Below are 24741 nucleotides of genomic sequence, written 5' to 3'. Positions count from 1 at the left end.
GCCAGGTTACCTCCGCCCGCGGTGCCCTGTACGACGCCGTACGGCAAGATGGACCGGGGCAGACGCACCGAGCGAGAGGGACCACCGACGATGATCGGGTATGTGATCGTGGCCGCGACCGGATACGTCATGGGCACCAAGGCCGGGCGCGAGCGCTACGAGCTGATCAACCGCAACTACCAGCGGATCGCCAACAGCCCCACCACGCGCAAGCTGGCCGTCATCGCGCGCGACGTGGCGCGGGACAAGCTGCTGGTGGCGCTGGACGCCCCGTCGACCAGGCAGCTGGAGCCGCTGGACGCCGACGGCACGGTGTACGTGGAGAAGCAGCGCGGCGCCGCGCGCACCACCACCGGCCCCACCCAGCCCTAGCGCGGCAGCTGCTCCGCCACCGAGGCGGCGATGTCGGCCACCACCTCGGCATCGGTGCCCCGGTCGACCCGCACCTGCAGCACCACCCCGTTGCGCCCGGGCACCGCGCGCTGCACGAACCACGCGCCGCCACCGGGCAGCGCCTTGTGGTGGGTGGAGCGGATGCTCGACGTCACTCGCTGCTGCACCACCTGGGGCAGCTTGCCGGGCCGCTCCAGCGCGTAGCTGTGCCGCTCCGCGTCGGCCAGCAGCACGGCCCGTCCCGCCTGCCCGGTGACCTCGGCGACCACCAGCTCCAGCGCGGCACCGTCCCAGGTGGCCTTGCTCACCAGGTGCCAGTCCAGCCGGCGCGGGCCGGCTCCCCCCGGCACCCACAGCCCCAGCCGCGTCGCCACCAGGTGCCCCTCGCGCAGGGGCGCCGCCACCAGCGCCTCCTCCTGGGGCTGCAGCGTGCCCACCGAGCCCTCGGGAACCGGGACCCGGTGCAGCAGCCGGTCGAGCAGGCTCACCCCACGCCCTGCTCGCCGTTGGTCTGCTCCAGCAGTCCGCGCCGGTACTGCTCGAGGGCGACCAGGTCGCCGAAGAGGTTGTGGTACTCGTCCGGGTCGTCCGCCGGTGAGATGCGCTGCAGCCGCGACTTCAGCTCGGCCACCTGCTTGCCCACCCAGACCTCCTGCAGCCGCGACAGCACGCTCTGCACGTACCGGGGCTCGTCGGTGGTGGTGATCCGCAGCGGCTCCACCGACAGCTCGGTGAGCAGCGACCGCACGGTGGGCGCGGCCACCTGGTGGGCGACGGCGTCCATCCAGGCCGCGCCACCCAGCCCGGCGGCGGTGCCGCCGGCGGCGCCGATCGCGGCGTGCAGGGCGACGTAGGCGGGGTGGTCGAAGGTCTCCGGGGGCAGCGAGTCGAACACCGGCCCGGCCACGGCGGGCAGCTGCAGCGCGGCCTTGAGCGCCTCGCGCTGCACCCACAGCCGCGGGTCGGCCGGGTTGGGCCGGGCCGGCCCCTCCGGTGCGGCCACGACCTCCACGGCGCGCGTGCGGCGCGGGCGCACCGGCCGCTCCCCCGCGCTCTCCCGCACCCGGCGCAGCACGTCGGCGGTCTCGTCCCAGCCGATCCAGCCGGCGAGCTGGCGGGCGTACTCGTCGCGCAGCGCCACGTCCTTGATGCGGGCCACCACCGGCGCGGTGCGGCGCAGCGCCTCCACCCGGCCCTCGGCGGTCTCCAGGTCGTGCTCGGCCAGCAGCGCCTTGACGGCGAAGGCGAACATCGGGGTGCGCCGGGCCACCAGGTCACGCACCGCGGCGTCGCCGGAGGCCTGCCGCAGCTCGCACGGGTCCTGTCCGGCCGGGGCCACCGCGATGAACGTCTGGGCAGCGAACTTCTGGTCGCTGTCGAAGGCCTTGAGCGCCGCCGCCTGCCCGGCCTTGTCGCCGTCGAATGTGTAGATCACCTCGCCGCGGAAGTAGGAGTCGTCCATCAGCAGCCGGCGCAGCACCCCCATGTGCTCCTCGCCGAAGGCGGTGCCGCAGGTGGCCACCGCGGTGGTCACCCCAGCCAGGTGCATGGCCATCACGTCGGTGTAGCCCTCCACGATGACCACCTGGTGGCGCTTGGCGATCTCCCGCTTGGCCAGGTCCAGCCCGAAGAGCACCTGCGACTTCTTGTAGAGCATGGTGTCGGAGGTGTTGACGTACTTCGCCTCGAGGGTGTCGTCGTCGTAGAGCTTGCGGGCGCCGAAGCCGATGACGTCGCCGCCGAGGTTGCGCAGTGGCCACAGCAGCCGGCGGCGGAAGCGGTCGATCGGGCCGCGCTTGCCCTCGAAGGCCAGGCCCGCCTCGATGAGCTCCTTGGCCTCGAAGCCCTTGTTCAGCAGGTGCTTGGTGAGGGTGTCCCAGCCGCCGGGTGCGTAGCCACAGCCGAAGGTCAGCCACGCCGCGGCGTCGAAGTTGCGCTCCACGAGGTAGGCGCGAGCGGCCTCGGCGTCGGGCTCGCGCAGCCGGGCGGCGTAGAACTCCTGCGCCGCGGCGTTGGCCGCCACCAGCCGGGCCCGGGTGCCGCGGTCGCGGTGCACGGTGGTGCCGCCGCCCTCGTAGGTGATCTTGTAGCCCACCCGGTCGGCCAGGCGCTCCACCGTCTCCACGAAGCTGAGGTGCTCCACGTTCTGGATGAAGCTGATGGCGTCACCGCCCTCGCCGCAGCCGAAGCAGTGGTAGGTGCCGTGCTCGGGCCGGACGTTGAACGAGGGGCTCTTCTCGTCGTGGAAGGGGCACAGGCCCTTCAGCGAGCCGCTGCCCGCGGGCTTGAGCGCCACGTAGTCGCCGACGATCTCGTCGATGCGGGTGCGCTCACGAATCTCCGCGATGTCACGTTCGGGGATTCGGCCAGCCACGCCCTGGAGTCTAGGACCCGGCACCAGCGAGGGGCGACCACCTCCGCCTCGCTCAGGCACACTGCCCTGGTGAGCGTCACACCCGACGCGCTGGCCCAGCGCTTCGTCGAGCACCGGCCACACCTGCTGGCGGTCGGCTACCGGCTCACCGGCAGCATCGCCGACGCCGAGGACGCCGTGCAGGAGGCGTGGCTGCGCCTGGCCGGCCTGGGCACCGACGCCGCGACGGAGATCACCAACCTGCCCGCCTGGCTCACCACCGTGGTCAGCCACCTCTGCCTGGACCGGCTCCGCTCGGCCGCGGCGCGCCGCGAGACCTACCCCGGCCCGTGGCTGCCCGAGCCGGTGGTCACCTCCCTGGACGCCGCGGGTGCCGACCCGCTGGAGCGGCTGGTGCACGACGACGACGTGCGCCTGGCCGTGCTGGTGGTGCTGGACACCCTCAGCCCGGAGCAGCGGGTGGCGTACGTGCTGCACGACGCCTTCGGGGTGCCCTTCGCCGACGTGGCCGCGACGCTGGGCTGCACGGTGGCCGCGGCCCGCCAGCACGCCTCCCGCGGCCGGCGGCGGCTGGCCGAGGCCGGCCCAGCTCCGCGCGCCGTGCCCGCCGCCCAGCAGCAGCTGGTGGGTGAGCTCTTTGCGGCGCTGGCCACCGGGGACGTGCTCGCGGTGACCGCGCTGCTGCACCCCGACGTGGCGCTCACCGGCGACGGCGGCGGCCGGGCGCGCACCGCGCTGAAGGTGGTGGTCGGTGCCGAGAAGGTGGCACGGTTCCTGCTCGGCCTGGTGCACAAGTACGGCTACGACCAGGCCCGGGCGGTGCCGGTGCTGGTCAACGGTGAGCTGGGGCTGGTGCTGCCGGCTGACCCCGGCGACGCCGAGCACGCGGCCACCGGCACGCACGTGGTCACCCTGGACGTGCGCGACGGGGTGATCACCGCGATCTACGACGTGGCCAACCCGGACAAGCTGCGCCACCTGCCCGCCTGAGCGCACCAGCTCAGGGCCGCGGCCCTGGGCTGGCGACGGGCACCGCGCACGCCGACCCGCTGGTGAAGCCCTGGTCGGTGATCCCCAGGGCGGCGTTGCCCCGTGCCCGGGCGTTCTCCAGCGCCACCAGGTAGGTGAGCTCCAGCAGCCCGGCGTGGCCCAGCCGGCGGTCCAGCTCAGCCACCTGCTCGTCGGTGACGGTGACCGGCAGCGCCGTCATGGCCCCGGCGTAGTCCAGCGCCAGCCGCTCGGTGTCGCTGTACAGCGGCGAGGTGGCGTAGTCGTCGAGGTGGCGCAGCCGGTCGGCGTCCAGCCCGCGGTGCAGGGCGAGCATCGCGCCGAAGTCGACGCACCACGAGCAGCCCACCACCGTGGCGGTGCGGTGCTGGACCAGCTCGCGCAGGCTCGGCTCCAGCACGGTGGCCGCCCGCTCCACCGCCGTCTCGTGGACCGCGGAGGCCAGCATCAGCCGTCGGTGGTGCCCGGCCACCGCCACCGGCTCGGGCACCGCCCCGAAGCGCCGGCGGGCGTAGGCGTGCACCACCCGGTTGAGCAGTCCGGCACCACGGCTGGGCACAGCAGGAACACGAGGCATGGTCGTCATCTCCTCCGCCTGGGCCCACCCGGTGTGGGCCGCACACCCTCCCGACGAGGCGGTGCACCCGGACGTGACACCGGCACCCCCACTTCCGCTGTTGTGTGACGTGGCTCACTGGCATGATCGGCCCATGCGCGGACTGATGCAGGACTACCCGCTCACCATCGACTCCCTCTTCCGGCGGGCGGAGACGCTCTACCCGGACCGGGAGCTGGTCAGCGCCGGCCCGGCGCCGGTCCGCACCACCTACGGGCAGTGGGCCGAGCGCACCCGACGGGTCGGCGGGATGCTGAACACGCTGGGCCTGAGCCCGGACGCCCGGGTGGGCACCTTCGCGTGGAACTCCACCCGCCACCTGGAGCTGTACTTCGCCGCCCCGTGCACCGGGCGCGTGCTGCACACCCTGAACATCCGGCTGTTTCCCGAGCAGCTCACCTACGTGGCCGACCACGCCGGGGACGAGGTGGTGTTCGTGGACCGCTCGCTGCTGCCCCTGCTGGCCCCGCTGCTGAACTCCATCCCGTCGGTCACCAACGTGGTGGTGATGGACGACGGCGCCGGCCCCGACGCGGCGGACGTGGTGATCACCACCGCCGAGGTGCACGACTACGAGGACCTGCTGAGCCAGTGCGACCCGGTGGACTTCCACGTCGACGACGAGCTGCAGGCCGCCGCCATGTGCTACACCAGCGGCACCACCGGCAACCCCAAGGGCGTCGTCTACTCCCACCGGTCCACCTGGCTGCACTCGATGTCGATGATGACCACCGCCGCGATGGCGGTGGCCGAGAGCGACGTCATCCTGCCGGTGGTGCCGATGTTCCACGCCAACGCCTGGGGCCTGGCGCACGCCGCGCCGATGGCCGGGGCGTCGCTGGTGCTGCCCGGTGCGGACCTGTCGCCGCAGTCGCTGCTGCAGCTGATGATCGACGAGCGGGTGACCCTCGCCGCCGGGGTGCCCACCATCTGGGCGGGCATGCGGCCCCTGCTCGCCGACGTCACGCTGCCCGCGCTGCGCGCCGTGCTGTGCGGCGGCTCGGCGGTGCCCGAGGCGCTCGCCGAGCTCTACCGCACCACCCTGGGCGTGCCGGTGCTGCAGGCCTGGGGCATGACCGAGACCCACCCGGTGGCCAGCGTCGGGCACGTCCCGCACCGCGAGCACCAGGCCGGCGACGCCGCCCAGGCCGCCCTGCGGGCCCGCCAGGGCACCCCGGTGCCCGGCGTGGAGCTGCGCATCGTGGAGCCGGGCGCCACCACCCCGCTGCCCTGGGACGACGTCACCAGCGGGGAGCTGCAGGTGCGGGGGCCGTGGGCGGCGGCCGGCTACCACCGCCCCGACCCGGGGGTGGAGCTGATGACCGCGGACGGGTGGATGCGCACCGGCGACGTGGCCTGCGTGGACGCCTTCGGCAACGTGCGCGTGGTGGACCGCACCAAGGACCTGGTGAAGTCCGGCGGCGAGTGGATCAGCTCGGTGGAGCTGGAGAACCACCTGATGGCGCACCCCGGCGTGGCCGAGGCGGCGGTGATCGGCATCGCCCACCCCAAGTGGGACGAGCGCCCGCTGGCCTGCGTGGTGCGCTCGGACGGCTCCAGCGTCACCGCCGAGGAGCTGCTGGAGCACCTGGGCCCGCGGGTGGCCCGGTGGTGGCTGCCCGACGCCATCGAGTTCATCGACGAGGTGCCCAAGACCAGTGTCGGCAAGTTCTCCAAGAAGGACCTGCGCACCGAGTTCGCCGACTACCAGCTGCCCGACTGAGCGGCCTCAGGAGCTGAGCAGGCCGCCCTCGCGCAGCATCCGCTCCAGCCGAGCCTCGGTGCACGAGGCGATCTGGTCCAGCACCACCCGGCGGCGGGCGGCGTCGTCGGCGGCGTGGCGCCAGTGGTCGGCGAACATCGGGTCCAGCGCCGGCTCCCCCGCCGCCAGCAGCAGCTGCACCGCCGCGTGCACCCACTCCCGCTGCCGGTTCTGCTCGGCCAGGCGCACCGGGTCGCTCATCACGTACCGCATCGCCATCGCCTTGAGCACCGCCACCTCCCCGGCCACCACCGGCGGCACCGACAGGTCCGCCGCGTAGCGGGTGAGCGCACCGTCGCCGGCCACCGCCCGCGTCCCGGTGACGGCGGCGGAGGCGAAGCGGCCCACCAGCTCGCTGGTGAGCCGCTTGAGCGACACCGAGGCGGTGAGCGAGCCGTCGTAGGGCCACACCGCGGCCACCACCGGCAGGTGCGCCAGTCCCGCAGCCGCCTCGATCAGCACCCCCTCGTCGGCCTCGCGGACGTAGCGCCGCGCCAGCTGGGCCAGCACCCGCTGCTCGCTGGGCACGCCCAGGGCCCGCAGGTCGATGCGACCGGCGATGATGCCGTCCTCCACGTCGTGCACCGAGTAGGCGACGTCGTCGGCCCAGTCCATCACCTGGGCCTCCAGGCACCGGCGGCCCTGCGGCGCTCCCTCGCGCACCCAGGCCAGCGCCTCGGCGTCGTCGTCGTAGGCGCCGTACTTCACCTCCCCGTCCCGGCGCAGCCACGGGTACTTGATGGCGGCGTCCAGGGCGGCACGGGTGAGGTTGAGCCCGGCGCTGCGGCCGGTCTCGTCGAGCACCTTGGGCTCCAGGCGGGTGAGGATGCGCAGGTTCTGGGCGTTGCCCTCGAAGCCGCCGCAGCTGGTGGCCGCCTCGTTGAGGGCCTGCTCCCCGTTGTGGCCGTAGGGCGGGTGGCCGATGTCGTGGGCGAGCCCGGCAGCGTCCACCACGTCGGGGTCACAGCCCAGCTCCAGGGCGATGCCCCGGCCGATCTGGGCCACCTCCAGCGAGTGGGTCAGCCGGGTGCGCGGGGTGTCGCCGTCGCGCGGACCGACCACCTGCGTCTTGTCGGCCAGGCGGCGCAGCGCGGCGGAGTGCAGCACCCGGGCCCGGTCGCGGGCGAAGTCCGAGCGCGAGCCCGGGGCGGCGCCGGACAGCGCGGCCTGCTTGGGGGCCTCCAGCACCCGGCGGGCCACCGAGTGCTCGTCGTAGGCCGGCACGACGGCTGCCACGACTACCAGTTCGCCGTGGTCTCGAACAGCGTGCTGGGCGCGTCGGTGAGCCGGTAGTACAGCAGCGCCCCCGTCTCGCGCATGATGCCCTGGAACTGGCTCTCCCTGGTGAGCACCGACGGGCCCTGCCGGGTGGGCGAGGACTGCGCGTGCAGGCCCTCGTTCTCGGCCATCGCCATGGTGCGGGCGGAGTGCCAGGGGTCGCTGACCACCACGACGCTGCTGAGGTTGTCCGCCCGCATCAGCTCCGCCACCGCCTTGATGCTGCCCAGCGTGTCGGCGCCGTCCTCCACCGCCACGATGGCGCTGGCCGGCACCCCGGCGTCGACCAGGTAGCGGCGCCCAGAGGCGGCCTCGGTGAACTCGTCCCCGGGCTGCTTGCCGCCCACGGTGATCACCAGCGGCGCCACGCCCTCGGCGTAGAGCGCCCTGGCGTGCTCCAGGCGGGCGGCGAAGACCGCGGACGGGGTGCCGTCGTACTGGGCGGCCCCCAGCACGAGCAGCGCGTCGGCCGGCGTGCGGTCGTCGTCACGGGCCACCTGCCACACCCGCAGCGCGGTGCCGCACAGCAGCACGACAGCCATGACGAGGGTGCCCACCACCAGGCGCACGGCCCAGGCCCCCAGTGCACTTCGGCGTCGCATGCTCACGCCTTGATCCTGCCAGTGGTTGCGGAGAGGGCACTGGGAGCGCGCCCAGAACGGACCGAGATGATCTCGGCCACCACCGACACCGCGGTCTCCGCCGGGGTGCGCGCACCGAGGTCCAGGCCCACCGGCCCGTGGATGCGGGCCAGCTCCTCCTCGGTGGCGCCGGCCGCCAGCAGCCGCTCGCGGCGCGCAGCCTGGGTGTGCCGCGAGCCCAGCGCCCCGGCGAAGCCGGGCCCCCGCGCGGTGCGCAGCAGGGCGCCGTCGAAGGCTGGGTCGTGGTCGAGCACCACCACGGCGTCGGCCTGGGTGAGCCCGGCCACCGTCTGCTCGGTCTCGGCCACCCCGGTGCGCACCAGCACGTCCCAGTCCAGCAGCCGAGCCTGGGCGCCGAGGGCGTCGGCCAGCGCTCCCCCACCCACCAGCACCAGCCGGCTGCGCGGCACCAGCACGTCCACCAGCGCCTGTCCGCCGTCGGTCAGCTCGACGGTCTCGGTGCAGCTGCGGCCGCGGCGCAGCAGCCCGCGCACCGCCGCCAGCGCCGGCTCGGGGTCGTCCAGCTCGGTGCTGACCTGCTCGGCGTCGCGACCGACGGTGACCACCAGCCCGGCCGGCGCGGACAGCAGCGCGACCGGGGAGCCGGCGAGAAAGCCGTCTGCCACGAGCTCGGCGGCCGCGTCCGGGAGCAGGTGGGCGTGCAGGGTGGCCCGTCCCGCGCAGGCCAGCCCGCTGCGCGCGGCGTTGGTCTCGTCCACGGCCACCTCAGCCTGGCGCGCGACGCCGTCGGCGAGCACCTGGGCCGCCAGCCCCCTGGCCTGCTCGTCGGCCGCTCCGGACAGCAGGCTGCCGTGCAGCTCCGCGCCATCGCTGAGCAGCAGCTGGGTGGGAGCGGTGGCGCCGAAGCCGTGCACCTCGCTCACCCGCACCACGCACACCGGGGTGTCGTTCAGCCGCCAGCGGGTGAGGGCAGCGCCCAGGTCCACGAGTTCAGCCATGCCTCCATCGTGCCCTACCCGCGCACCAACCCTGTTGCCCGGCAACGGCGTCCTGCCGGCCTGCAGGGCTGCGCGCAAACCCCCGCTCCGCCAGGCGTGGCGCGCCTAGAATCCGCCCATGCACCCTCTGGCCGCGATCGCGCGCGCAATCGGCACCAAGCCGTGGTTGATGAAGATCGAGCCGGCCATCCCGCGGGTGGAGCGGTGGCTGGCTCGGCTCACCCACGGCCGGATCACCCTGTTGCGCCTGGCCGGCCTGCCGGGGGTGCGGATCACCGTGCCGGGCCGCACCAGCGGCAAGCCGCGCACCACCAACCTGCTCTGCGTGCCCCACGGCGACTCGTTCATCGTCAACGGCTCCAACTGGGGCCGACCCCAGCACCCGGCGTGGACGGCGAACCTGGCGGCCGCCGACACCGCGGAGGTGTTCTTCGAGGGCGACACGTTCACCTGCCAGGTGCGCCAGGTCACCGGCGAGGAGCGCGCCAGGCTGTGGCCGCTGATGCTGCAGGTGTGGCCCGGGTACCGGATGGAGCACGAGATGTCCGGCCGGGAGTCGCGGGTGTTCGTGCTCACGCCGGTCGCAGCCAGCGCCGCTGCCTGAGCAGCGCGGGCGCGACCGGAGGTGAGTCAGGGCGTCAGCAGCCGATGAGCCGCGCGGCCAGGTAGCTCTCCACCTGGTCCAGCGCCACCCGCTCCTGCGCCATGGAGTCCCGCTCGCGCACGGTGACGGCCTGGTCGTCGAGGGTGTCGAAGTCCACGGTCAGGCAGAACGGCGTGCCGATCTCGTCCTGGCGGCGGTAGCGGCGGCCGATGGCTCCGGCATCGTCGAACTCCACGTTCCAGTGCTCGCGCAGCCGCGCGGCCAGCTCCTTGGCCTTGGGCGTCAGGTCGGCGTTGCGGCTCAGCGGCAGCACGGCGGCCTTCACCGGCGCCAGCCGGCGGTCCAGCCGCAGCACCACGCGCTTGTCCACCCCGCCCTTGGCGTTGGGCGCCTCGTCCTCGGTGTAGGCGTCCAGCAGGAAGGCCATCATGGCCCGGCCCACGCCGGCTGCCGGCTCGATGACGTAGGGGGTGTAGCGGGTGCCGGTGGCCTGCTCGAAGTAGTCCAGCGAGGTGCCGGAGGCCTCGGAGTGGGTGCGCAGGTCGAAGTCGGTGCGGTTTGCCACCCCCTCCAGCTCGCCCCACTCGCTGCCGCCGAAGCGGAAGCGGTACTCGATGTCGGCGGTGCGGGTGGAGTAGTGCGACAGCTTCTCCTTGGGGTGCTCGAAGAGCCGCAGGTTGTCCGGGTTGATGCCCAGGTCGGTGTACCAGCGAGTGCGCTCCTCCAGCCAGTACTCGTGCCACTCCGCGTCGGTGCCGGGCTCGACGAAGAACTCCATCTCCATCTGCTCGAACTCGCGGGTGCGGAAGATGAAGTTGCCCGGGGTGATCTCGTTGCGGAAGCTCTTGCCGATCTGGCCGATGCCGAACGGCGGCTTGCGCCGCGACGCCGTGAGCACGTTGGCGAAGTTCACGAAGATGCCCTGCGCGGTCTCCGGGCGCAGGTAGTGCAGGCCCTCCTCGGAGTCCACCGGGCCGAGGAAGGTCTTGAGCAGGCCGGAGAAGGCGCGCGGCTCGGTCCACTCGCCGCGGGTGCCGCAGCTGGCGCAGACGATGTCGGCCAGGCCGTTCTCCGGCTCGCGGCCCTTCTTCTCGGTGTACTCCTCCACGAGGTGGTCCTCGCGGTAGCGCTTGTGGCACTGCAGGCACTCCACCAGCGGGTCGGAGAAGGTGGCCACGTGGCCGGAGGCCTCCCAGACCTGGCGGGGCAGGATCACCGAGGAGTCGATGCCCACCACGTCGTCGCGGCGGGTGACCATGGACCGCCACCACTGGCGCTTGATGTTCTCCTTCAGCTCCACCCCCAGCGGCCCGTAGTCCCAGGCCGAGCGGGTGCCGCCGTAGATCTCCCCGCTGGGGAACACGAAGCCCCGTCGCTTGCAGAGGCTGACGACGGTATCGATGGGGGACGACTTGGCAGCCACTGAGATGAGCTCCATACAGGTATCGACGACGACGCGGTTGAACCCCAGACTATCCGGCGCACCAGGCGCACCTGTCCGGCTCCCCACCCGGTTTGTCGGCGCTCACTACGATGGGGGTCCACTCGTGATTTCACGACATCGGAGGCATTGGTGACCATCGAGGCAGAAGCGGTGCGGCACGCCGCCCACCGCACGCCGGTGGCCGCGGTGCCGCCCAAGGAGATCCTCGCCGGCGCGGGCGACCTGCTGCGCGCCCTGGCCGCCCCCGTGCGCATCGCCATCGTGCTGCAGCTGCGGGAGTCGCCGCGCTCGGTGCACGAGCTGGTGGAGGCGCTCGCGTTCTCCCAGCCCCTGGTCAGCCAGCACCTGCGGGTGCTCAAGGCGGCGGGCGTGGTGCACGGGGAGCGTGCCGGTCGCGAGGTGGTCTACAGCCTGGTGGACGAGCACCTGTCGCACATCGTGATCGACGCCGTCGCGCACGCCGAGGAGGACTGAGTGGCCGAGTCGACCAGGGGCGGCACCCGTGCGGCGGAGGTCCGCTCGCCCGAGGTGGGGGTGCGCGCCACCAAGCAGCGCAGCGCCATCTCCAGCCTGCTCGACGCCACCGAGGAGTTCCGCTCCGCCCAGGACCTGCACGAGCAGCTGCGCCGCCGCGGCGAGGGCATCGGGCTGACCACGGTGTACCGGACGCTGCAGAGCCTGGCCGACGCCGGCTCGGTGGACGTGCTGCGCAACGACAACGGCGAGGCGGTCTACCGCCGCTGCTCCTCCGGGCACCACCACCACCTGGTCTGCCGGCACTGCGGCGCCACCGTGGAGGTGGAGGGCCCGGCGGTGGAGCGCTGGGCGCAGACGGTGGCCACCGAGCACGGGTTCAGCGACGTCAGCCACACCGTCGAGGTCTTCGGCACCTGCCGGGCCTGCGCAGAGTCCCCGGACGCCGCGGGCTAGCAGCGCCCCGAGGAGACTCCGACCTAGCTGGCGGCCAGCACCTCGGTGCGCGCGTGCGAGGCGGCGGAGAGCACCAACAGCAGCAGCGTGGCCAGGGCTTCGGTGTCCAGCCCCGCGGCCGGGAAGGCGTAGCGCAGGGTCACGTCGGCGCGGTCGCCGTCGTCGAGCAGCCCCAGCGCACCGAACTGCACGTTGGCACCGGCCCGGGCCACCGCCGCGTCCAGCACCGCACTGCGGTCGAGGTCCCACGCGATGACGCAGGTGACCGACAGCACCACCAGCCCCTCGGCCAGCTCGATGGCCTGCGCCGCGCAGGGCACCTCCCCGTGCGCGAAGGCCAGTGCCCCGCTGGGGTCGACCGCCACGTCCACGTACCGCTCCAGGGCGGTGCGGGCCTCGGCGAGCAGCTCAGGCGCCGTGCTCACTGCGCGACTCCCGTCGCGGTGCTCACTGCGCGACTCCCGTCGCGGTGCTCACTGCGGCTCCTGTGGCGCCCGCTCGGGCACCCCGCCGAAGCGTCGGTCGCGGGAGGCGTACTCCACGCACGCCGCCCACAGGTCGCGGCGGTCGAAGTCCGGGAACAGGGTGTGCTGAAAGACCATCTCCGCGTACGCCGACTGCCACAGCAGGAAGTTGGAGGTGCGCAGCTCGCCGGAGGGCCGCAGGAACAGGTCCACGTCGGGCATGTCCGGCTCGTCGAGGTGGCGGGCGAGCATCTTCTCGTCCACCTTCTCCGGGTTGATCTCCCCGGCGGCGACCCGGCGGGCGATCTCCCGGGCGGCGTCGGCGATCTCCGCCCGCCCGCCGTAGTTCACGCACATGGTCAGCGTGAGCACGGAGTTGCCCGCGGTGAGCTGCTCGGCGGTCTCCAGCTCGTTGATCACGCTGCGCCACAACCGAGGCCGCCGACCGGCCCAGCGCACCCGCACGCCCATCTCGTTCATCTCGTCGCGGCGCCGGCGGATGACGTCGCGGTTGAAGCCCATCAGGAAGCGCACCTCCTCGGGGCTGCGCTTCCAGTTCTCGGTGGAGAAGGCGTACACCGACAACCACTCCACGCCCAGCTCGATGGCACCGCTCACCACGTCCATCAGCACGGCCTCGCCGCGCTCGTGCCCGGCGGTGCGGGGCAGCCCGCGCTCCTGGGCCCAGCGGCCGTTGCCGTCCATCACCAGGGCGACGTGGCGGGGCACCAGCTCCGGCTGCAGCAGCGGGGGCAGGGCGCCGGAGGGGTGCGGATCTGGCGGACGGACCGTCCGCTCAGACGCGGTGCGCAGACGTCGGCGTGGGATCACGGTGCCCATCCTGCCGGAGGGTGTCTGGGGTGTCGGTCTCCGGACCGGCCACCGGGGCGGGCACGTGGTGCGGACGGCTGCGCTCGATCAGCGGCAGGGTGCGCAGCTGGCGCTCCAGGTGCCACTGCAGGTGCGCGGCCACCAGCCCGCTGGCCTGGCGGCGGACGCTGCTGGTGACGTCCTCGGTGGTCGACCACTGCCCGTGCAGCAGGGCCAGCATCAGCTCGATCACCTCGGGGCTCGGGGTGGCCGAGCCGGCCGGGCGGCAGTGCACGCAGACCGCACCGCCGGCGGCCACGTGGAAGGCCCGGTGCGGTCCGGGCGCTGCGCAGCGCGCGCACTCCGCCAGCGCCGGTGCCCAGCCCGCGAACGCCATGGCCCGCAGCAGGAAGGCGTCGAGCACCAGCTCCGGAGCACGGTCACCGGCGGCCAGCGCGCGCAGGGCGCCGACGGTGAGCAGGTGCAGCCGCAGCACCGGCGTGCGCTCCTCGCTGGCCAGCCGCTCCGCCGTCTCCAGCACGGCGCAGCCGGTGGTGTAGCGGGTGTAGTCGGCGGCCAGCGGGCTGCTGAAGGCGTCCAGGGTCTGCACCTGGGTGATGATGTCGAGGTTGCGGCCGGGGTAGAGCTGCACGTCGATGTGCTCGAAGGGCTCCAGACGGGCGCCGAACTTCGACCGGGTGCGGCGGATGCCCTTGGCCACCCCACGGACCACGCCGTGCTGGCGGGTGAGCAGGGTGATGATGCGGTCGGCCTCCCCCAGCTTGTGCTGCCGGAGCACCACCGCGTTGTCTCGGTAGAGCCTCACGCTGCCATCGTCGCACTCCGGCCGTCGCGCTTCACCATCGCTAGACCTGCAGCCCGGTGAACGGCGCCCACGGCAGGTTGCGCACCACGAACCAGGTCAGCGTGACCACCAGCGCCACCCTGGGCACCCAGCTGACGTGCTGCCAGGAGCGCACCAGGTGGCCACGGCGCAGGCTCAGCACCCAGGCGCCCCACGCCCACACCATCATCACCACCGCCACCAGGGCGACAGCGTTGTACCGCAGCGCACCCGTGACGTCACCGTGCAACAGCGTGTAGACCATCCGCATGCCGCCGCAGCCGGGGCAGGTGAGGCCCAGCAGCGCGTTGGTCGGGCACACCGGCAGCACGCCACCCGGCGTGGTGGGGTCGGCAAGCCACAGCAGTGCGCACCCGGCCACGGCGGCCGCCGCCGCACCGGCCGGCGCGAGCCAGCGGGAGCGGTCGGCCGGCGGGGCCGAGAACGGGTGCGCGGTGCTCACGGCATTGCCTCCGGTGGTGCTGCGACTGACCGGACCAATCTAGCGAGCGGCCCCGACAGCGTTGGTGCCGTCGACGCGCTGCCTAGCTGCTGGTGTCGGTGTCTAGCTCAAAGCTGGCGAAACCGGCGGCGATCCCGATGACGTACAACACCAGGAACCCAACGGTGGTGCAGGCCGCGTAGATGGCGAACTTCTTGGCCTGGTCGGCCGACGCCCGGGCGGCGTCGTGCTGGCCCTGCGCCCACAGCGAGCTGACCTGGGTCGCCTTGACGATCGAGACGACGCCCAGCGGCAGGCAGCAGAACACGGTGGACAGGATCGCCCACACCAGGTGGTTGTCCGGCGCCGCCATCGGCGCCCCGTACCCGCCCTGGCCGGAGCCGCCCTGACCGTAGCCACCCTGGTCATAGCCACCCTGGCCGTAGCCGGGCTGGCCCTGCCCGTGCTGCTCCTTGTCCCAGCCTGAGCCCGGTCCGTTGGACGTGGTCATCGCTTCCCCCCCAGCGCGCGGTGGTCGCCCTCGGCGACCGGTCACCGAAAGTTACTGTGCCGCAACGTCGGTGGCAACCCCCGGGGTCAGTACCGCTGCGGGCTGAAGTACGCCTTGGCGGCGGGTCGGTACATGAACACGATGGCCGCGACCACGACCACCGCGGACACCAGGTTGACCACCGCGGCCAGGCCCGAGCCCTGGCTCAGGCTGAACACCGAGGACAGCACCCCGACGACGCCGAGCACCGTGAGCACGATGCGCGCCCAGTTGCGCCCGGCCCGCATCTTGAACACGAACAGCAGCTGCAGGGCCAGGATGATCAGCCCGATCACCGCGATCGACACCACGGTGGCGTTGACGACGGCGTCCACGTCAGCCGGTGCACTGCCCTCCGCGATCAGGTCCTGCTTGAGCTTGTCCCGGTCGGTGGCCAGCAGCCCGACGACGGTGCCGATCAGCCCGATCACGATGCTGGCCAGCCAGAGCTTCCACGCCTTGTCCACGTCGGCGGGCACGGTGCGGGGCTGCTGCCCGGGGTCGTTGCTGCCCGGCATCGGCCCGAGGTTGCCGGGGCCACCCGGGTAGGCAGGGGTGCCGGAGGGATGCTGCGGGCCGTCGGTCATGAGGGTCTCCAGGGGACGCAGGGAAAGGAGGACACCCCGAAACTACCCAGGAGAACCGGACATCGGGCCCAACGACGTCCCACGGCGTGGCTAGAACCCCAGCTTGCCCATCTGCTTGGGGTCGCGCTGCCAGTCCTTGGCCAGCTTGACGTGCAGGTCGAGGTAGATGCGGACACCAAACATGTTCTCGATCTGCTGGCGGGCCTCGGTGCCCACGTCGCGCAGCCGCGAGCCGCCCTTGCCGATGACGATGGACTTCTGGCTCTGGCGCTCCACGTACAGCAGCGCCCGCAGGTCCCACAGGTCCTTGCTGCCCTCGCGCGGGGCGAACTCGTCGATCACCACGGCCAGGCTGTGCGGCAGCTCGTCGCCGAGGCCTTCCAGCGCGGCCTCGCGGATCAGCTCGGCCATCATCTTCTGGTCGGACTCGTCGGTGATCTCGTCCTCGGGGTAGAGCTTGGGCCCCTCGGGCAGGTGCGCGGCCAGCACGTCGGCCAGCACGTTCACCTGCTCGTCCTTGACCGCGGAGACCGGTACCACCTCGGCCTCCTCGCCCAGAAGCGCCGACACCGCCATCAGCTGCTGCATCACCTGCTGCCGGCCCACCTTGTCGATCTTGGTGACCACGCCGACCACCGGCACCCGCGGGGCCACGTGGCGCAGCTGCTGCAGGATCCAGCGGTCGCCGGGGCCGATCTTCTCGTCGGCGGGGATGCACAGCCCGATGACGTCGACCTCGGAGTAGGTGTCCTTGACCAGGTCGTTGAGCCGCTGGCCGAGCAGCGTGCGCGGCCGGTGCAGCCCCGGGGTGTCCACCAGCACCAGCTGCGCCTCGGGGCGGTGGATGATGCCGCGGATGGTGTGCCGGGTGGTCTGCGGCCGGCTGGAGGTGATGGCCACCTTGGTGCCCACCAGCGCGTTGGTGAGGGTGGACTTGCCGGTGTTGGGCCGGCCCACCAGACAGGCGAAGCCCGACCGATGCGGCGCCACGGACTGCTCGGTGTCAGGCACCGGCGACCTCCTGGACGGTGCCGGTGCGGTCGGCGCGCAGCAGCAGCGCCTTCGGCGACAGGTCACGCACCGCGCGGGCACCGTCGGGGTCGAGCACGTCGGCCCCGGTGACCACCGCGGCCGCCTCCAGCCCGTCCACGCCGCTGGCCACCGCGGCGGCGACCGCGGCCTGCAGGGCGGTCAGCGACAGCGACGGCAGCGCCACGGTGGACGCGGCGTAAGTGCGCCCGTCGGTGTCGCGCACGGCGGCACCCTCGGCGGCACCGGTGCGGCCCATCGAGGAGCGGGCCAGCGTCACCAGCTTGGCGTCGTCGGGGTCGATCGGGCCGTGCTCAGCCACCGTAGGGGCTCCTGTCCTCTGCTGACGTCAGCTCCGGGGTTCGGTCGGAGCCGTCTGACCTGTCTGGGTGCTGCCGATCTGGGTGGTGCTCGCCGCCGTCGTCCGGCTGGTCGCGGCGCACCACGACGGTGCCCACCCGCACCCGCCCACGGATCTCCGGGCCGGCCTCCGCGCGCAGCACCAGCCCGTGGGTGGTGACCTCGGAGCCGGGCAGCGGCACGCGGCCGAGCACCTGCCCGAGCAGCCCGCCCACCGACTCCACGTCCTCGGCGGGCAGCTCGATGCCGAACACCTCGCCCAGGTCCTCCACCGACAGCCGCGCGGAGACCCGCACCGCACCGTCGTCGAGGTACTCCACCGGGGGGCGCTCGTCGGTGTCGTACTCGTCGGCGATCTCCCCGACGATCTCCTCCAGGATGTCCTCGATGGTGATCAGCCCGGCCACGCCGCCGTACTCGTCCACCAGGATGGCCATGTGATGGCGGCCCAGCTGCATGTCGCTGAGCAGCTCGTCCACCGTCTTGGAGTCGGGGACGAACACCGCCTCGCGCATCAGCTCGCGCACCGGCTCGCCGCGCTCGCCGTCGCGCAGGGTGAACGAGCGCTGCACCAGGTCCTTGAGGAAGACGATGCCGAGCACGTCGTCGGGGCCCTCGCCCACCACCGGGATGCGGGAGTGGCCGCTGCGCACGGCCAGGGACATGGCCTGGCGCATGGTCTTGTCCTGCTCGATCCAGATCATGTCCGTGCGCGGGACCATCACCTCGCGGGCGATGGTGTCGCCGAGGTCGAAGACGGACTGGATCATCCGTCGCTCCCCCGCGTCCACCACGCCACCCTGCTGCGCCATGTCCACCAGCTCGCGCAGCTCCACCTCGGAGGAGAACGGGCCCTGGCGGAAGCCGCGGCCGGGGGTGATGGCGTTGCCGACCAGGATCAGCAGCTTGCTCAACGGGTCGAGCACCGTGCCGAAGATCTTCAGCGGGGCCGCGGCCACCAGGCCGATGCGGTAGGCGTGCTGGCGGCCCAGGGTGCGGGGGCCGACGCCGATCACCACGTAGCTGACCACGGCCATCACCGCGGCGGCGATGAGCACGGCGAGCGCGGTGGACACCCAGCTGGCCACCGCGACGGCCACCAGCACGGTGGCGGTGGCCTCACAGGCCACCCGCAGCAGCACCAGCAGGTTGACGTAGCGCGGGCGGTCGCCAACCACCTCGAGCAGCTTGGGGGCACCGGGGCGCTCGTTGCGGGCCAGCTCGGCCACCTGCGCGTGCGAGACGGTGCTCAGGGCGGCGTCCAGCGCGGCGAAGAGGCCGGCGAGCGGGACGAGCACGATGGCGGCGAGGAGCATGGCAAGCGATCCGCTCACCGGGCGCGGCCTCCATCGTCGTCCAGCCCCACGGTGCCCAGCAGCCGCTGGTCGGCGGCGTCGAGCACCGCTTGCCGGGCCGCGCGCCGGCGGTCGGTGTGGAAGTCGGCCAGCAGGCGGTCCTGCAGGCCGAACATCTCGCGCTTCTCCTCGGGCTCGGCGTGGTCGTAGCCCAGCAGGTGCAGCACCCCGTGCACGGTGAGCATCCGCAGCTCCTCGGCCAGGGTCTTGCCGGCCTGCTCCGCCTGGTCGGCGGCGAAGGCCGGGCAGAGCACGATGTCACCGAGCATGGACGGGCCAGGGTCGGCCGCGTCGGGCCGACCGCCGGGGCGCATCTCGTCCATCGGGAAGGACATCACGTCGGTGGGGCCGGGCAGGTCCATCCACTGCTCGTGCAGGGTGGCCATGGAGGCGTTGTCCACCAGCACCATGGACAGCTCGGCGGCGGGATGCACCTGCATCCGCTCCAGCGCGAAGCCGGCCACGGCGACCAGGTCGGCCTCGTCCACCTCGACGCCGGACTCGTTGGCGATCTCGATGCTCATCGGCGGGTCCCGCGTCGCTGGCCGCCGCTGCGGTGCGCCGGGGCGTGTCCGACCGACTCCGGTCGGGTCTCGGCCTCGAAGCGCTCGTAGGCGTCGACGATGTCGGACACCAGCCGGTGGCGGACCACGTCGTTGCTGGTCAGCGTGGAGAAGTGCACGTCGTCCACGCCGTCGAGGATCTCCCGGACCACCCGCAGCCCCGAGGACGCCCCGCCGGGCAGGTCGACCTGGGTGACGTCGCCGGTGACCACGATCTTGGAGCCAAAGCCGAGCCGGGTGAGGAACATCTTCATCTGCTCGGCCGTGGTGTTCTGCGCCTCGTCCAAGATGATGAACGCGTCGTTGAGCGTGCGCCCGCGCATGTAGGCCAGCGGAGCGACCTCGATGGTGCCCGCCTCCATCAGCTTGGGGATGGCCTCGCGGTCCATCATGTCGTGCAGCGCGTCGTAGAGCGGGCGCAGGTACGGGTCGATCTTCTCGTTCAGCGTGCCCGGCAGGAAGCCCAGCCGCTCCCCCGCCTCCACCGCGGGACGGGTGAGGATGATGCGGCTGACCTGCTTGCTCTGCAGGGCGTGCACCGCCTTGGCCATGGCCAGGTAGGTCTTGCCGGTGCCGGCGGGGCCGATGCCGAAGACGATGGTGTGGGTGTCGATGGCGTCGACGTAGTGCTTCTGGTTCAGCGTCTTGGGCCGGATGGTCTTGCCGCGGCGCGAGAGGATGTCCAGGCTGAGCACCTCGGCGGGCGAGGCGGCCGTGTTGGCCTCCAGCATGCCCACCGTCCGGCGCACGCCGTCCGAGGTCAGCTCGGGGTTGCGCAGGGCCATGGCCACGAGCTCGGTGACCGCGCGCTCGGCGAAGGCCACGTCGGCGGGCTCGCCCAGCAGGCGCACCTCGTTGCCACGGACGTGGACGTCCGCGGCGAGCAGCTCCTCGAGCACCCGCAGGTTGCGGTCGGCGGAACCGAGAAAGGGCAGAACACCAGCGTCAGGGATGACGATGGTGCTGGTCACAGGATCCATTACCTCCTCATTCTATCCGGCTGTCCCGATGGTGACGGGGTGTCCACGCACCGGTGGCCGGAAAGGGCAAGCCTACGGCGCGGACGGCGCGATCTCGCGCTGCCCTTGGGACAACAGCCCGCAGGCCGCGCGTGTTCCGGCCCACCCGGGCGAGCCCGCCTAGGCGAACCGGCGAGCCCGGCTAGGCGAACGGGCGAGCCAGCCAGCGCGGGGTGAGCACACCCAGTGCGCCCAGGGCGACCGCGGCAGCGGTGGAGGTGCGCAGCACGGTGGGACCCAGGTGCACCGCGACCGCACCCTGCGCGGTGAGCGCGGCCAGCTCGTCGTCGGCGATGCCGCCCTCGGGGCCGACCACCAGCAGCACCCGCGGTCCGTCCAGCACCAGGTCGGCCATCGGCGCCTGCGCCGACTCGTGCAGCACCAGGGCGTGCCCACCCTCGGCCACCGTCCGCGCCACCAGCTCCGCCACCTCGGTGGTGCTGTGCAGCGGCGCCACCTCGGGCACGTGGGCCCGGCGGGACTGCTTGGCGGCCTGGGTTGCGGTGCTCTGCCAGCGCTGCACCCCCTTGTCGGCCTTGGGCCCCTGCCAGCGGGCCACGCAGCGCGCTGCCTGCCAGGGCACCACCGCGTCCACCCCGGCCTCGGTGGCCAGCTCCACGGCGAGATCGGAGCGCTCGCCCTTGGGCAGCGCCTGCACCACCGTCACCTGCGGCACCGCGGGCGCCACGTCCTGGCGCGCCTGCACGGCCAGCTCCAGGCGGTCGCGGCCCACGGTGGTGACGGTGCAGTCAGCCACCCCGCCGCGGCCGTCGGTGAGCAGCACCCGCTCCCCCGACCGCAACCGCCGGACCGTGGCCGCGTGACGGCCCTCGGCGCCGTCGAGCACCGCGGTGGCCCCGGCCGGCGGGAGCGGGGCCAGGTGGAAGACCGGGGGCGCCACCTAGCGGCCGCTGAAGGTTTCCCGCAGCCGGGAGAACAGGCCGCCGCTCTGCTTGGAGCCGGCGGTGACCACCTCGGACTGGTCCCGGGTGCGCAGGTCGGCGAACTGGCGCAGCAGGTCGGCCTGCTTGTGGTCGAGTTTGCTGGGCACCACCACGTCCAGGTGCACGTGCACGTCGCCGCGCACCCCGCTGCGCAGCCGGGGCATGCCGTGCCCGCGCAGGGTGGTGATCGTGCCGGGCTGGGTGCCGGGCTCCACCGCGATCTCGGCGTGGCCGTCGATGGTGTCCAGGCCCACCTTGGTGCCCAGCGCCGCGTCCGTCATCGGGATGCGGATGGTGCAGTGCAGGTCGTCGCCGTCCCGGACGAAGGTCTCGTGCGGCTTCTCCACCACCTCCACGTAGAGGTCGCCGGCGGGGCCGCCGCCGGGGCCGACCTCGCCCTGCCCGGAGAGGCGGATGCGCATGCCCTCGGCCACGCCGGCGGGCACCTTGACGGTGATGTCGCGGCGGGAGCGCACCCGGCCGTCGCCGGCGCACTGCTGGCAGGGGTCGGGGATGGTCTCGCCGGTGCCGCGGCAGGTGGGGCACACCCGTGCGGTGACCACCCGGCCCAGGAAGGACTGCTGCACCGACTGCACCTCGCCGGCGCCGCCACAGGTGTCGCAGCGCACCGGGCTGGTGCCGGCCGCGGTGCCTGCGCCGTGACAGGTGGTGCAGAGCACGGCGGTGTCCACGCTGATGTCGCGCTGCACCCCGCTGGCGCACTCGGCCAGGGTGAGCTCCACCCGCAGCAGGGCGTCGGAGCCGGGCTGCACGCGGCTGCGCGGCCCACGACCGCCGCCGCCCCCGCTGCCGCCGAAGAAGGCGTCCATGATGTCGCCGAAGCCGAAGCCCTGGCCGCCGAAGCCACCGGCGCCGTTGCCGCCGCCCCCGCTCTCCAGCGGGTCGCCGCCGAGGTCCACCACCTGACGCTTGGCCGGGTCGGAGAGCACCTCGTAGGCGGTGGTCACCTCACGGAAGCGGGCCTGCGCGGCCTCGTCGGGGTTGACGTCGGGGTGCAGCTCCCGGGCCAGCTTGCGGTAGGCGCGCTTGATCTCGTCGGCACTCGCCTTGGTGCCGACGCCGAGCGTTCCGTAGTAGTCCCGTGCCACGTGTCCCTCTAGTCCTTACTGGTAGGTCTGGTCTGTCTCTCAGCCGCGGGTGTGCAGCCTGCCGGACGCCCTGGGGGCGCGCTCCGGTGGTGGGGGTCAACGACCGGCGAGCACCTCGCCGACGTAGCGGGCCACCGCGCTCACCGAGGCGATGGTGGCCGGGTAGTCCATCCGCGTCGGTCCCACCACGCCCATGCCCCCGAGCACGGTTCCGGCGGCACCGTAGCCGATGGACACCGTGGAGGTGGCGCGCATCTGCTCGGCCTCGTTCTCCCGGCCGATGCGCACCGTCACCGTCTCCGGGCGCTTGGCGGCGGCCAGCAGCTTGAGCACCACCACCTGCTCCTCCAGCGCCTCGAGCACGGCCCGCAGCTCGCCGGGGAAGGGGGTGAAGTCGGCGGAGCTGGTGAGGTTGGCGGTGCCGCCCACCACCATGCGCTCCTCGTGGTGCTCCACCAGGGTCTCGATGAGCACCGTGGAGGTGCGCAGCACCACGTCCTTGAGGTCGGCGGGCACCTTCTCGTTCAGCTCGGAGACCGCCACGGAGGCGTCCGCCAGGCGCTTGCCCTCCAGCGCCTCGCCCAGCAGCTGGCGCAGCCGGCCCACGCCGTCCTCGTCGAGGACGTCCCCGAGCTCGACGATGCGCTGGTCCACCCGGCCGGAGTCGGTGATGAGCACCAGCAGCAGGCGCGCCGGGGTGAGCGAGACCACCTCGATGTGGCGCACCGAGGACACCGACAGCGTGGGGTACTGCACCACCGCCACCTGGCGGGTGAGCTGGGCCAGCAGCCGCACGCCCCGGCGGAGCACGTCGTCGAGGTCGACGCCGGTCTCCAGGAAGCCCTGGATGGCCCGGCGCTCGGCCGACGACAGCGGCTTGACGGAGTCGATGGCGTCCACGAACTGGCGGTAGCCCTTGTCGGTGGGGATGCGTCCGGCACTGGTGTGCGGACGCACCAGGTAGCCGTCGTCCTCCAGCGCCGCCATGTCGTTGCGCACGGTCGCGCTGGACACCCCCAGGTTGTGCCGCTCGACCAAGGTCTTGGAGCCGACCGGCTCCTGGGTGGACACGTAGTCGGCGACAATGGCGCGAAGCACCGCAAAACGACGGTCATCGGTGTTGGACATCGGTCGTCACCTCCGGTTTCGCAGGGGGCACCACTGTCGAGCCCCAGCGGGGCTGCATCCCCGCCATTCTAGGCGTTGCGCCCGCTATGCCCTGCTCAGCACTCGCCAGCCCCGGAGCTATTCCCCCACCAGCACCCGGCGGATCACCGCGTCGGCCAGCAGCCGGCCGCGCGGGGTGAGCACCAGGTGCGTGCCCTCGTCGGTGAGCAGCCCGTCGTCCACCACCCGCTTCGCGGCGGCCAGCTCGTCCGGGCTCAGCTCCACCACCGGCAACCCGGTGCGCAGCCGCGCGGTGAGCATCACCCGCTCGGTGTGCTGCTCCTCGGCGGTGAGCAGCTCGCGCCCAGCCGCCGGGGAGGAGCCCTCGCCCAGCAGGGTGGCGTAGCGCGCCGGCGCCTTGACGTTCCACCAGCGCACCCCGCCGACGTGGCTGTGCGCCCCGGGGCCGGCGCCCCACCAGTCGCCGCCGTCCCAGTAGCCCAGGTTGTGCCGGCAGCGGGCGTCGTCGGTGCGCGCCCAGTTGGACACCTCGTACCAGTGCAGCCCGGCCGCGCGCAGCCCGGCGTCGAGCTGCTCGTAGCGGTCGGCGAGCACGTCGTCGTCGGGCATGGGCAGCTCGCCGCGGCGCACCCGCCGGGCCATGGCGGTGCCGTCCTCCACGATCAGCGCGTAGGCGGAGACGTGGTCCACCCCGGCGTCGAGCACCGCCTGCAGCGAGCCCGCGAGGTCGGCGTCGGTCTCGCCGGGGGTGCCGTAGATGAGGTCGAGGTTCACGTGGTCGAAGCCGGCCGCGCGGGCCTCGCGGGCAGCGGCCACCGGCCGACCCGGGGTGTGCGTGCGGTCCAGCACCCGCAGCACGTGGGCGGCGGCGGACTGCATGCCCAGCGACACCCGGGTGTACCCGGCGCGGCGCAGGCCGTCGAAGAACTGCGGGGACGTCGACTCCGGGTTGGACTCGGTGCTCACCTCGGCGCCGGCGGAGAGCCCGAAGCTGGCGCGCACGGCGTCGAGCACCTCGGTGAGGCCCTCGGCGCCGAGCAGCGACGGGGTGCCGCCGCCGACGAAGACGGTGTCGGCGGTGGGCGGGGTGCCGAGCACCCGGGCGGCCAGGTCCAGCTCGCGGCGCAGTCCCTCCAGCCACGACTGCGGCGACGCCGCGCTGCCCAGCTCGGCCGGGGTGTAGGTGTTGAAGTCGCAGTAGCCGCAGCGGGTGGCGCAGAAGGGGACGTGCACGTACACCCCGAACGGGCGGGTGCCCAGCCCCTGCAGCGCGGCCGCGGGCAGCGCGCCGTCGGTGGGTGCGGGATCGCCGTCGAGGGGGGTGCTGGCCATGCCCCCATTCTCCCCCGCCTGCGCAGTGGTCCAGGTCATGGTGCTCCGATGCGGACAGCGGAGAGTGACGTGGCAGACTGTGACGCATGACTGGTGCAGGTGTGCGACTCGTGGCGCGGCGCCACGTCGACCTGCAGCGAGTCGCCAGCGCGCTCTGCCGCTGCTCCTCACTCTCACGCCCCTGATCCAGCTCACC

General features: G+C 73.1%; 29 protein-coding genes. 7 read left to right on the top strand and 22 right to left on the bottom strand.

Translation table 11 applies throughout. From position 1 onward, the window contains the following. Window positions 1-90 precede the first annotated feature (90 nt). Window positions 91-372: a hypothetical protein gene (locus AC3YNX_RS17110; protein WP_127783434.1), complete on the top strand. Its 282-nt coding sequence runs from the start codon at window positions 91-93 to the stop codon at window positions 370-372. On the opposite strand, the gene AC3YNX_RS17105 is transcribed toward AC3YNX_RS17110, so the two are convergent. Both AC3YNX_RS17105 and dnaG read right to left on the bottom strand, forming a co-directional pair. Next, window positions 369-881, bottom strand: coding sequence for a hypothetical protein (locus tag AC3YNX_RS17105; protein WP_489996227.1), 513 nt, complete (start codon window positions 879-881; stop codon window positions 369-371). The two genes, AC3YNX_RS17110 and AC3YNX_RS17105, sit on opposite strands and share 4 nt — an antisense overlap. Beyond that, window positions 878-2767, bottom strand: a complete 1890-nt coding sequence (dnaG, locus tag AC3YNX_RS17100; RefSeq protein ID WP_489982876.1) for a DNA primase — start codon at window positions 2765-2767, stop codon at window positions 878-880. The genes AC3YNX_RS17105 and dnaG overlap by 4 nt, the downstream gene beginning before the upstream one ends. Before the next feature lie 69 nt (window positions 2768-2836). Between dnaG and AC3YNX_RS17095 the strand changes: the two genes are divergently transcribed. Beyond that, entirely contained in the window at window positions 2837-3757 is a 921-nt protein-coding gene (locus AC3YNX_RS17095) for a sigma-70 family RNA polymerase sigma factor (RefSeq protein ID WP_489996226.1), read from the top strand. 10 nt (window positions 3758-3767) lie between these two features. Here AC3YNX_RS17095 and AC3YNX_RS17090 read toward each other — a convergent pair whose 3' ends face one another. Further along, entirely contained in the window at window positions 3768-4361 is a 594-nt protein-coding gene (locus AC3YNX_RS17090) for a carboxymuconolactone decarboxylase family protein (RefSeq protein WP_489996225.1), read from the bottom strand. A 124-nt stretch (window positions 4362-4485) separates the two neighbouring features. On the opposite strand from AC3YNX_RS17090, the gene AC3YNX_RS17085 reads away from it, so the two are divergent. Next, entirely contained in the window at window positions 4486-6114 is a 1629-nt protein-coding gene (locus AC3YNX_RS17085; protein WP_489982874.1) for a long-chain fatty acid--CoA ligase, read from the top strand. 6 nt (window positions 6115-6120) lie between these two features. Here AC3YNX_RS17085 and AC3YNX_RS17080 read toward each other — a convergent pair whose 3' ends face one another. From AC3YNX_RS17080 to AC3YNX_RS17070, 3 genes are read right to left on the bottom strand one after another with little or no spacing between them, the layout of a single operon-like run. Further along, window positions 6121-7377, bottom strand: a complete 1257-nt coding sequence (locus AC3YNX_RS17080; protein WP_489996296.1) for a deoxyguanosinetriphosphate triphosphohydrolase — start codon at window positions 7375-7377, stop codon at window positions 6121-6123. 14 nt (window positions 7378-7391) lie between these two features. Then, a complete protein-coding gene (locus AC3YNX_RS17075; RefSeq protein ID WP_489996295.1) occupies window positions 7392-8033 on the bottom strand; it encodes a YdcF family protein in 642 nt (213 codons plus the stop codon). A gap of 2 nt (window positions 8034-8035) precedes the next feature. Beyond that, on the bottom strand, window positions 8036-9031 hold the full coding sequence (locus tag AC3YNX_RS17070) for an XdhC family protein (protein WP_489996224.1): 996 nt from the start codon (window positions 9029-9031) through the stop codon (window positions 8036-8038). A gap of 118 nt (window positions 9032-9149) precedes the next feature. Between AC3YNX_RS17070 and AC3YNX_RS17065 the strand changes: the two genes are divergently transcribed. After that, the gene (locus AC3YNX_RS17065; RefSeq protein ID WP_489996223.1) at window positions 9150-9635 is read left to right on the top strand and encodes a nitroreductase family deazaflavin-dependent oxidoreductase; all 486 of its coding nucleotides are present in this window, start codon (window positions 9150-9152) and stop codon (window positions 9633-9635) included. 34 nt (window positions 9636-9669) lie between these two features. Here the strand turns inward: AC3YNX_RS17065 and AC3YNX_RS17060 are convergent, their stop codons facing one another. Beyond that, window positions 9670-11073, bottom strand: coding sequence for a glycine--tRNA ligase (locus tag AC3YNX_RS17060; RefSeq protein WP_489996222.1), 1404 nt, complete (start codon window positions 11071-11073; stop codon window positions 9670-9672). Window positions 11074-11208: 135 nt separating this feature from the next. Between AC3YNX_RS17060 and AC3YNX_RS17055 the strand changes: the two genes are divergently transcribed. Continuing rightward, entirely contained in the window at window positions 11209-11553 is a 345-nt protein-coding gene (locus AC3YNX_RS17055) for an ArsR/SmtB family transcription factor (protein WP_127783440.1), read from the top strand. Continuing rightward, on the top strand, window positions 11554-12009 hold the full coding sequence (locus tag AC3YNX_RS17050) for a Fur family transcriptional regulator (protein ID WP_489982870.1): 456 nt from the start codon (window positions 11554-11556) through the stop codon (window positions 12007-12009). It begins immediately after the preceding gene. Between the two features lie 23 nt (window positions 12010-12032). Here AC3YNX_RS17050 and AC3YNX_RS17045 read toward each other — a convergent pair whose 3' ends face one another. The 15 genes from AC3YNX_RS17045 to hemW all read right to left on the bottom strand — a co-directional run bounded on the left by AC3YNX_RS17045 (window position 12033) and on the right by hemW (window position 24545). Then, window positions 12033-12434 (bottom strand): hypothetical protein, encoded by a 402-nt coding sequence (locus tag AC3YNX_RS17045; RefSeq protein ID WP_127783441.1) that lies wholly within the window; start codon window positions 12432-12434, stop codon window positions 12033-12035. 48 nt (window positions 12435-12482) lie between these two features. Further along, the gene (locus AC3YNX_RS17040) at window positions 12483-13313 is read right to left on the bottom strand and encodes an isoprenyl transferase (protein ID WP_206518001.1); all 831 of its coding nucleotides are present in this window, start codon (window positions 13311-13313) and stop codon (window positions 12483-12485) included. Continuing rightward, window positions 13270-14109 (bottom strand): DNA repair protein RecO, encoded by an 840-nt coding sequence (gene recO / locus AC3YNX_RS17035; RefSeq protein ID WP_489996221.1) that lies wholly within the window; start codon window positions 14107-14109, stop codon window positions 13270-13272. The genes AC3YNX_RS17040 and recO overlap by 44 nt, the downstream gene beginning before the upstream one ends. Before the next feature lie 40 nt (window positions 14110-14149). Beyond that, the gene (locus AC3YNX_RS17030) at window positions 14150-14590 is read right to left on the bottom strand and encodes a DUF2752 domain-containing protein (protein WP_489996220.1); all 441 of its coding nucleotides are present in this window, start codon (window positions 14588-14590) and stop codon (window positions 14150-14152) included. A gap of 82 nt (window positions 14591-14672) precedes the next feature. Beyond that, the gene (locus AC3YNX_RS17025) at window positions 14673-15080 is read right to left on the bottom strand and encodes a CD225/dispanin family protein (RefSeq protein WP_127783444.1); all 408 of its coding nucleotides are present in this window, start codon (window positions 15078-15080) and stop codon (window positions 14673-14675) included. 86 nt (window positions 15081-15166) lie between these two features. Further along, complete coding sequence (locus tag AC3YNX_RS17020; RefSeq protein ID WP_489996219.1) at window positions 15167-15706, bottom strand: hypothetical protein; 540 nt, start codon at window positions 15704-15706, stop codon at window positions 15167-15169. A gap of 90 nt (window positions 15707-15796) precedes the next feature. Further along, window positions 15797-16717, bottom strand: coding sequence for a GTPase Era (era, locus tag AC3YNX_RS17015; RefSeq protein ID WP_241248902.1), 921 nt, complete (start codon window positions 16715-16717; stop codon window positions 15797-15799). Further along, the gene (locus AC3YNX_RS17010) at window positions 16710-16994 is read right to left on the bottom strand and encodes a cytidine deaminase (protein ID WP_489996294.1); all 285 of its coding nucleotides are present in this window, start codon (window positions 16992-16994) and stop codon (window positions 16710-16712) included. The genes era and AC3YNX_RS17010 overlap by 8 nt, the downstream gene beginning before the upstream one ends. A 55-nt stretch (window positions 16995-17049) precedes the next feature. After that, on the bottom strand, window positions 17050-18429 hold the full coding sequence (locus tag AC3YNX_RS17005) for a hemolysin family protein (RefSeq protein WP_489996218.1): 1380 nt from the start codon (window positions 18427-18429) through the stop codon (window positions 17050-17052). Then, window positions 18426-18974, bottom strand: coding sequence for an rRNA maturation RNase YbeY (gene ybeY / locus AC3YNX_RS17000; RefSeq protein WP_127783448.1), 549 nt, complete (start codon window positions 18972-18974; stop codon window positions 18426-18428). Before ybeY ends, AC3YNX_RS17005 begins: the two co-directional genes overlap by 4 nt. Continuing rightward, window positions 18971-19993, bottom strand: coding sequence for a PhoH family protein (locus AC3YNX_RS16995; protein ID WP_489996217.1), 1023 nt, complete (start codon window positions 19991-19993; stop codon window positions 18971-18973). Before AC3YNX_RS16995 ends, ybeY begins: the two co-directional genes overlap by 4 nt. 181 nt (window positions 19994-20174) lie before the next feature. Further along, window positions 20175-20933, bottom strand: coding sequence for a 16S rRNA (uracil(1498)-N(3))-methyltransferase (locus AC3YNX_RS16990; RefSeq protein ID WP_489982866.1), 759 nt, complete (start codon window positions 20931-20933; stop codon window positions 20175-20177). Then, complete coding sequence (gene dnaJ / locus AC3YNX_RS16985) at window positions 20934-22085, bottom strand: molecular chaperone DnaJ (RefSeq protein ID WP_489982865.1); 1152 nt, start codon at window positions 22083-22085, stop codon at window positions 20934-20936. Between the two features lie 96 nt (window positions 22086-22181). After that, on the bottom strand, window positions 22182-23213 hold the full coding sequence (gene hrcA / locus AC3YNX_RS16980) for a heat-inducible transcriptional repressor HrcA (RefSeq protein WP_127783452.1): 1032 nt from the start codon (window positions 23211-23213) through the stop codon (window positions 22182-22184). Between the two features lie 117 nt (window positions 23214-23330). Next, window positions 23331-24545, bottom strand: a complete 1215-nt coding sequence (hemW, locus tag AC3YNX_RS16975; protein WP_489982864.1) for a radical SAM family heme chaperone HemW — start codon at window positions 24543-24545, stop codon at window positions 23331-23333. A gap of 86 nt (window positions 24546-24631) precedes the next feature. Here hemW and AC3YNX_RS16970 point away from each other — a divergent pair, with 86 nt between their 5' ends. After that, a complete protein-coding gene (locus AC3YNX_RS16970; RefSeq protein WP_489982863.1) occupies window positions 24632-24730 on the top strand; it encodes a putative leader peptide in 99 nt (32 codons plus the stop codon). The last annotated feature ends 11 nt before the right edge of the window (window positions 24731-24741 follow it).

The organism is Rhodococcus sp. Z13_19A, from assembly GCF_058133575.1.
The sequence above is the reverse complement of the archived record's forward strand: the minus strand, read 5'-3'. Positions and strand labels throughout refer to the sequence as shown.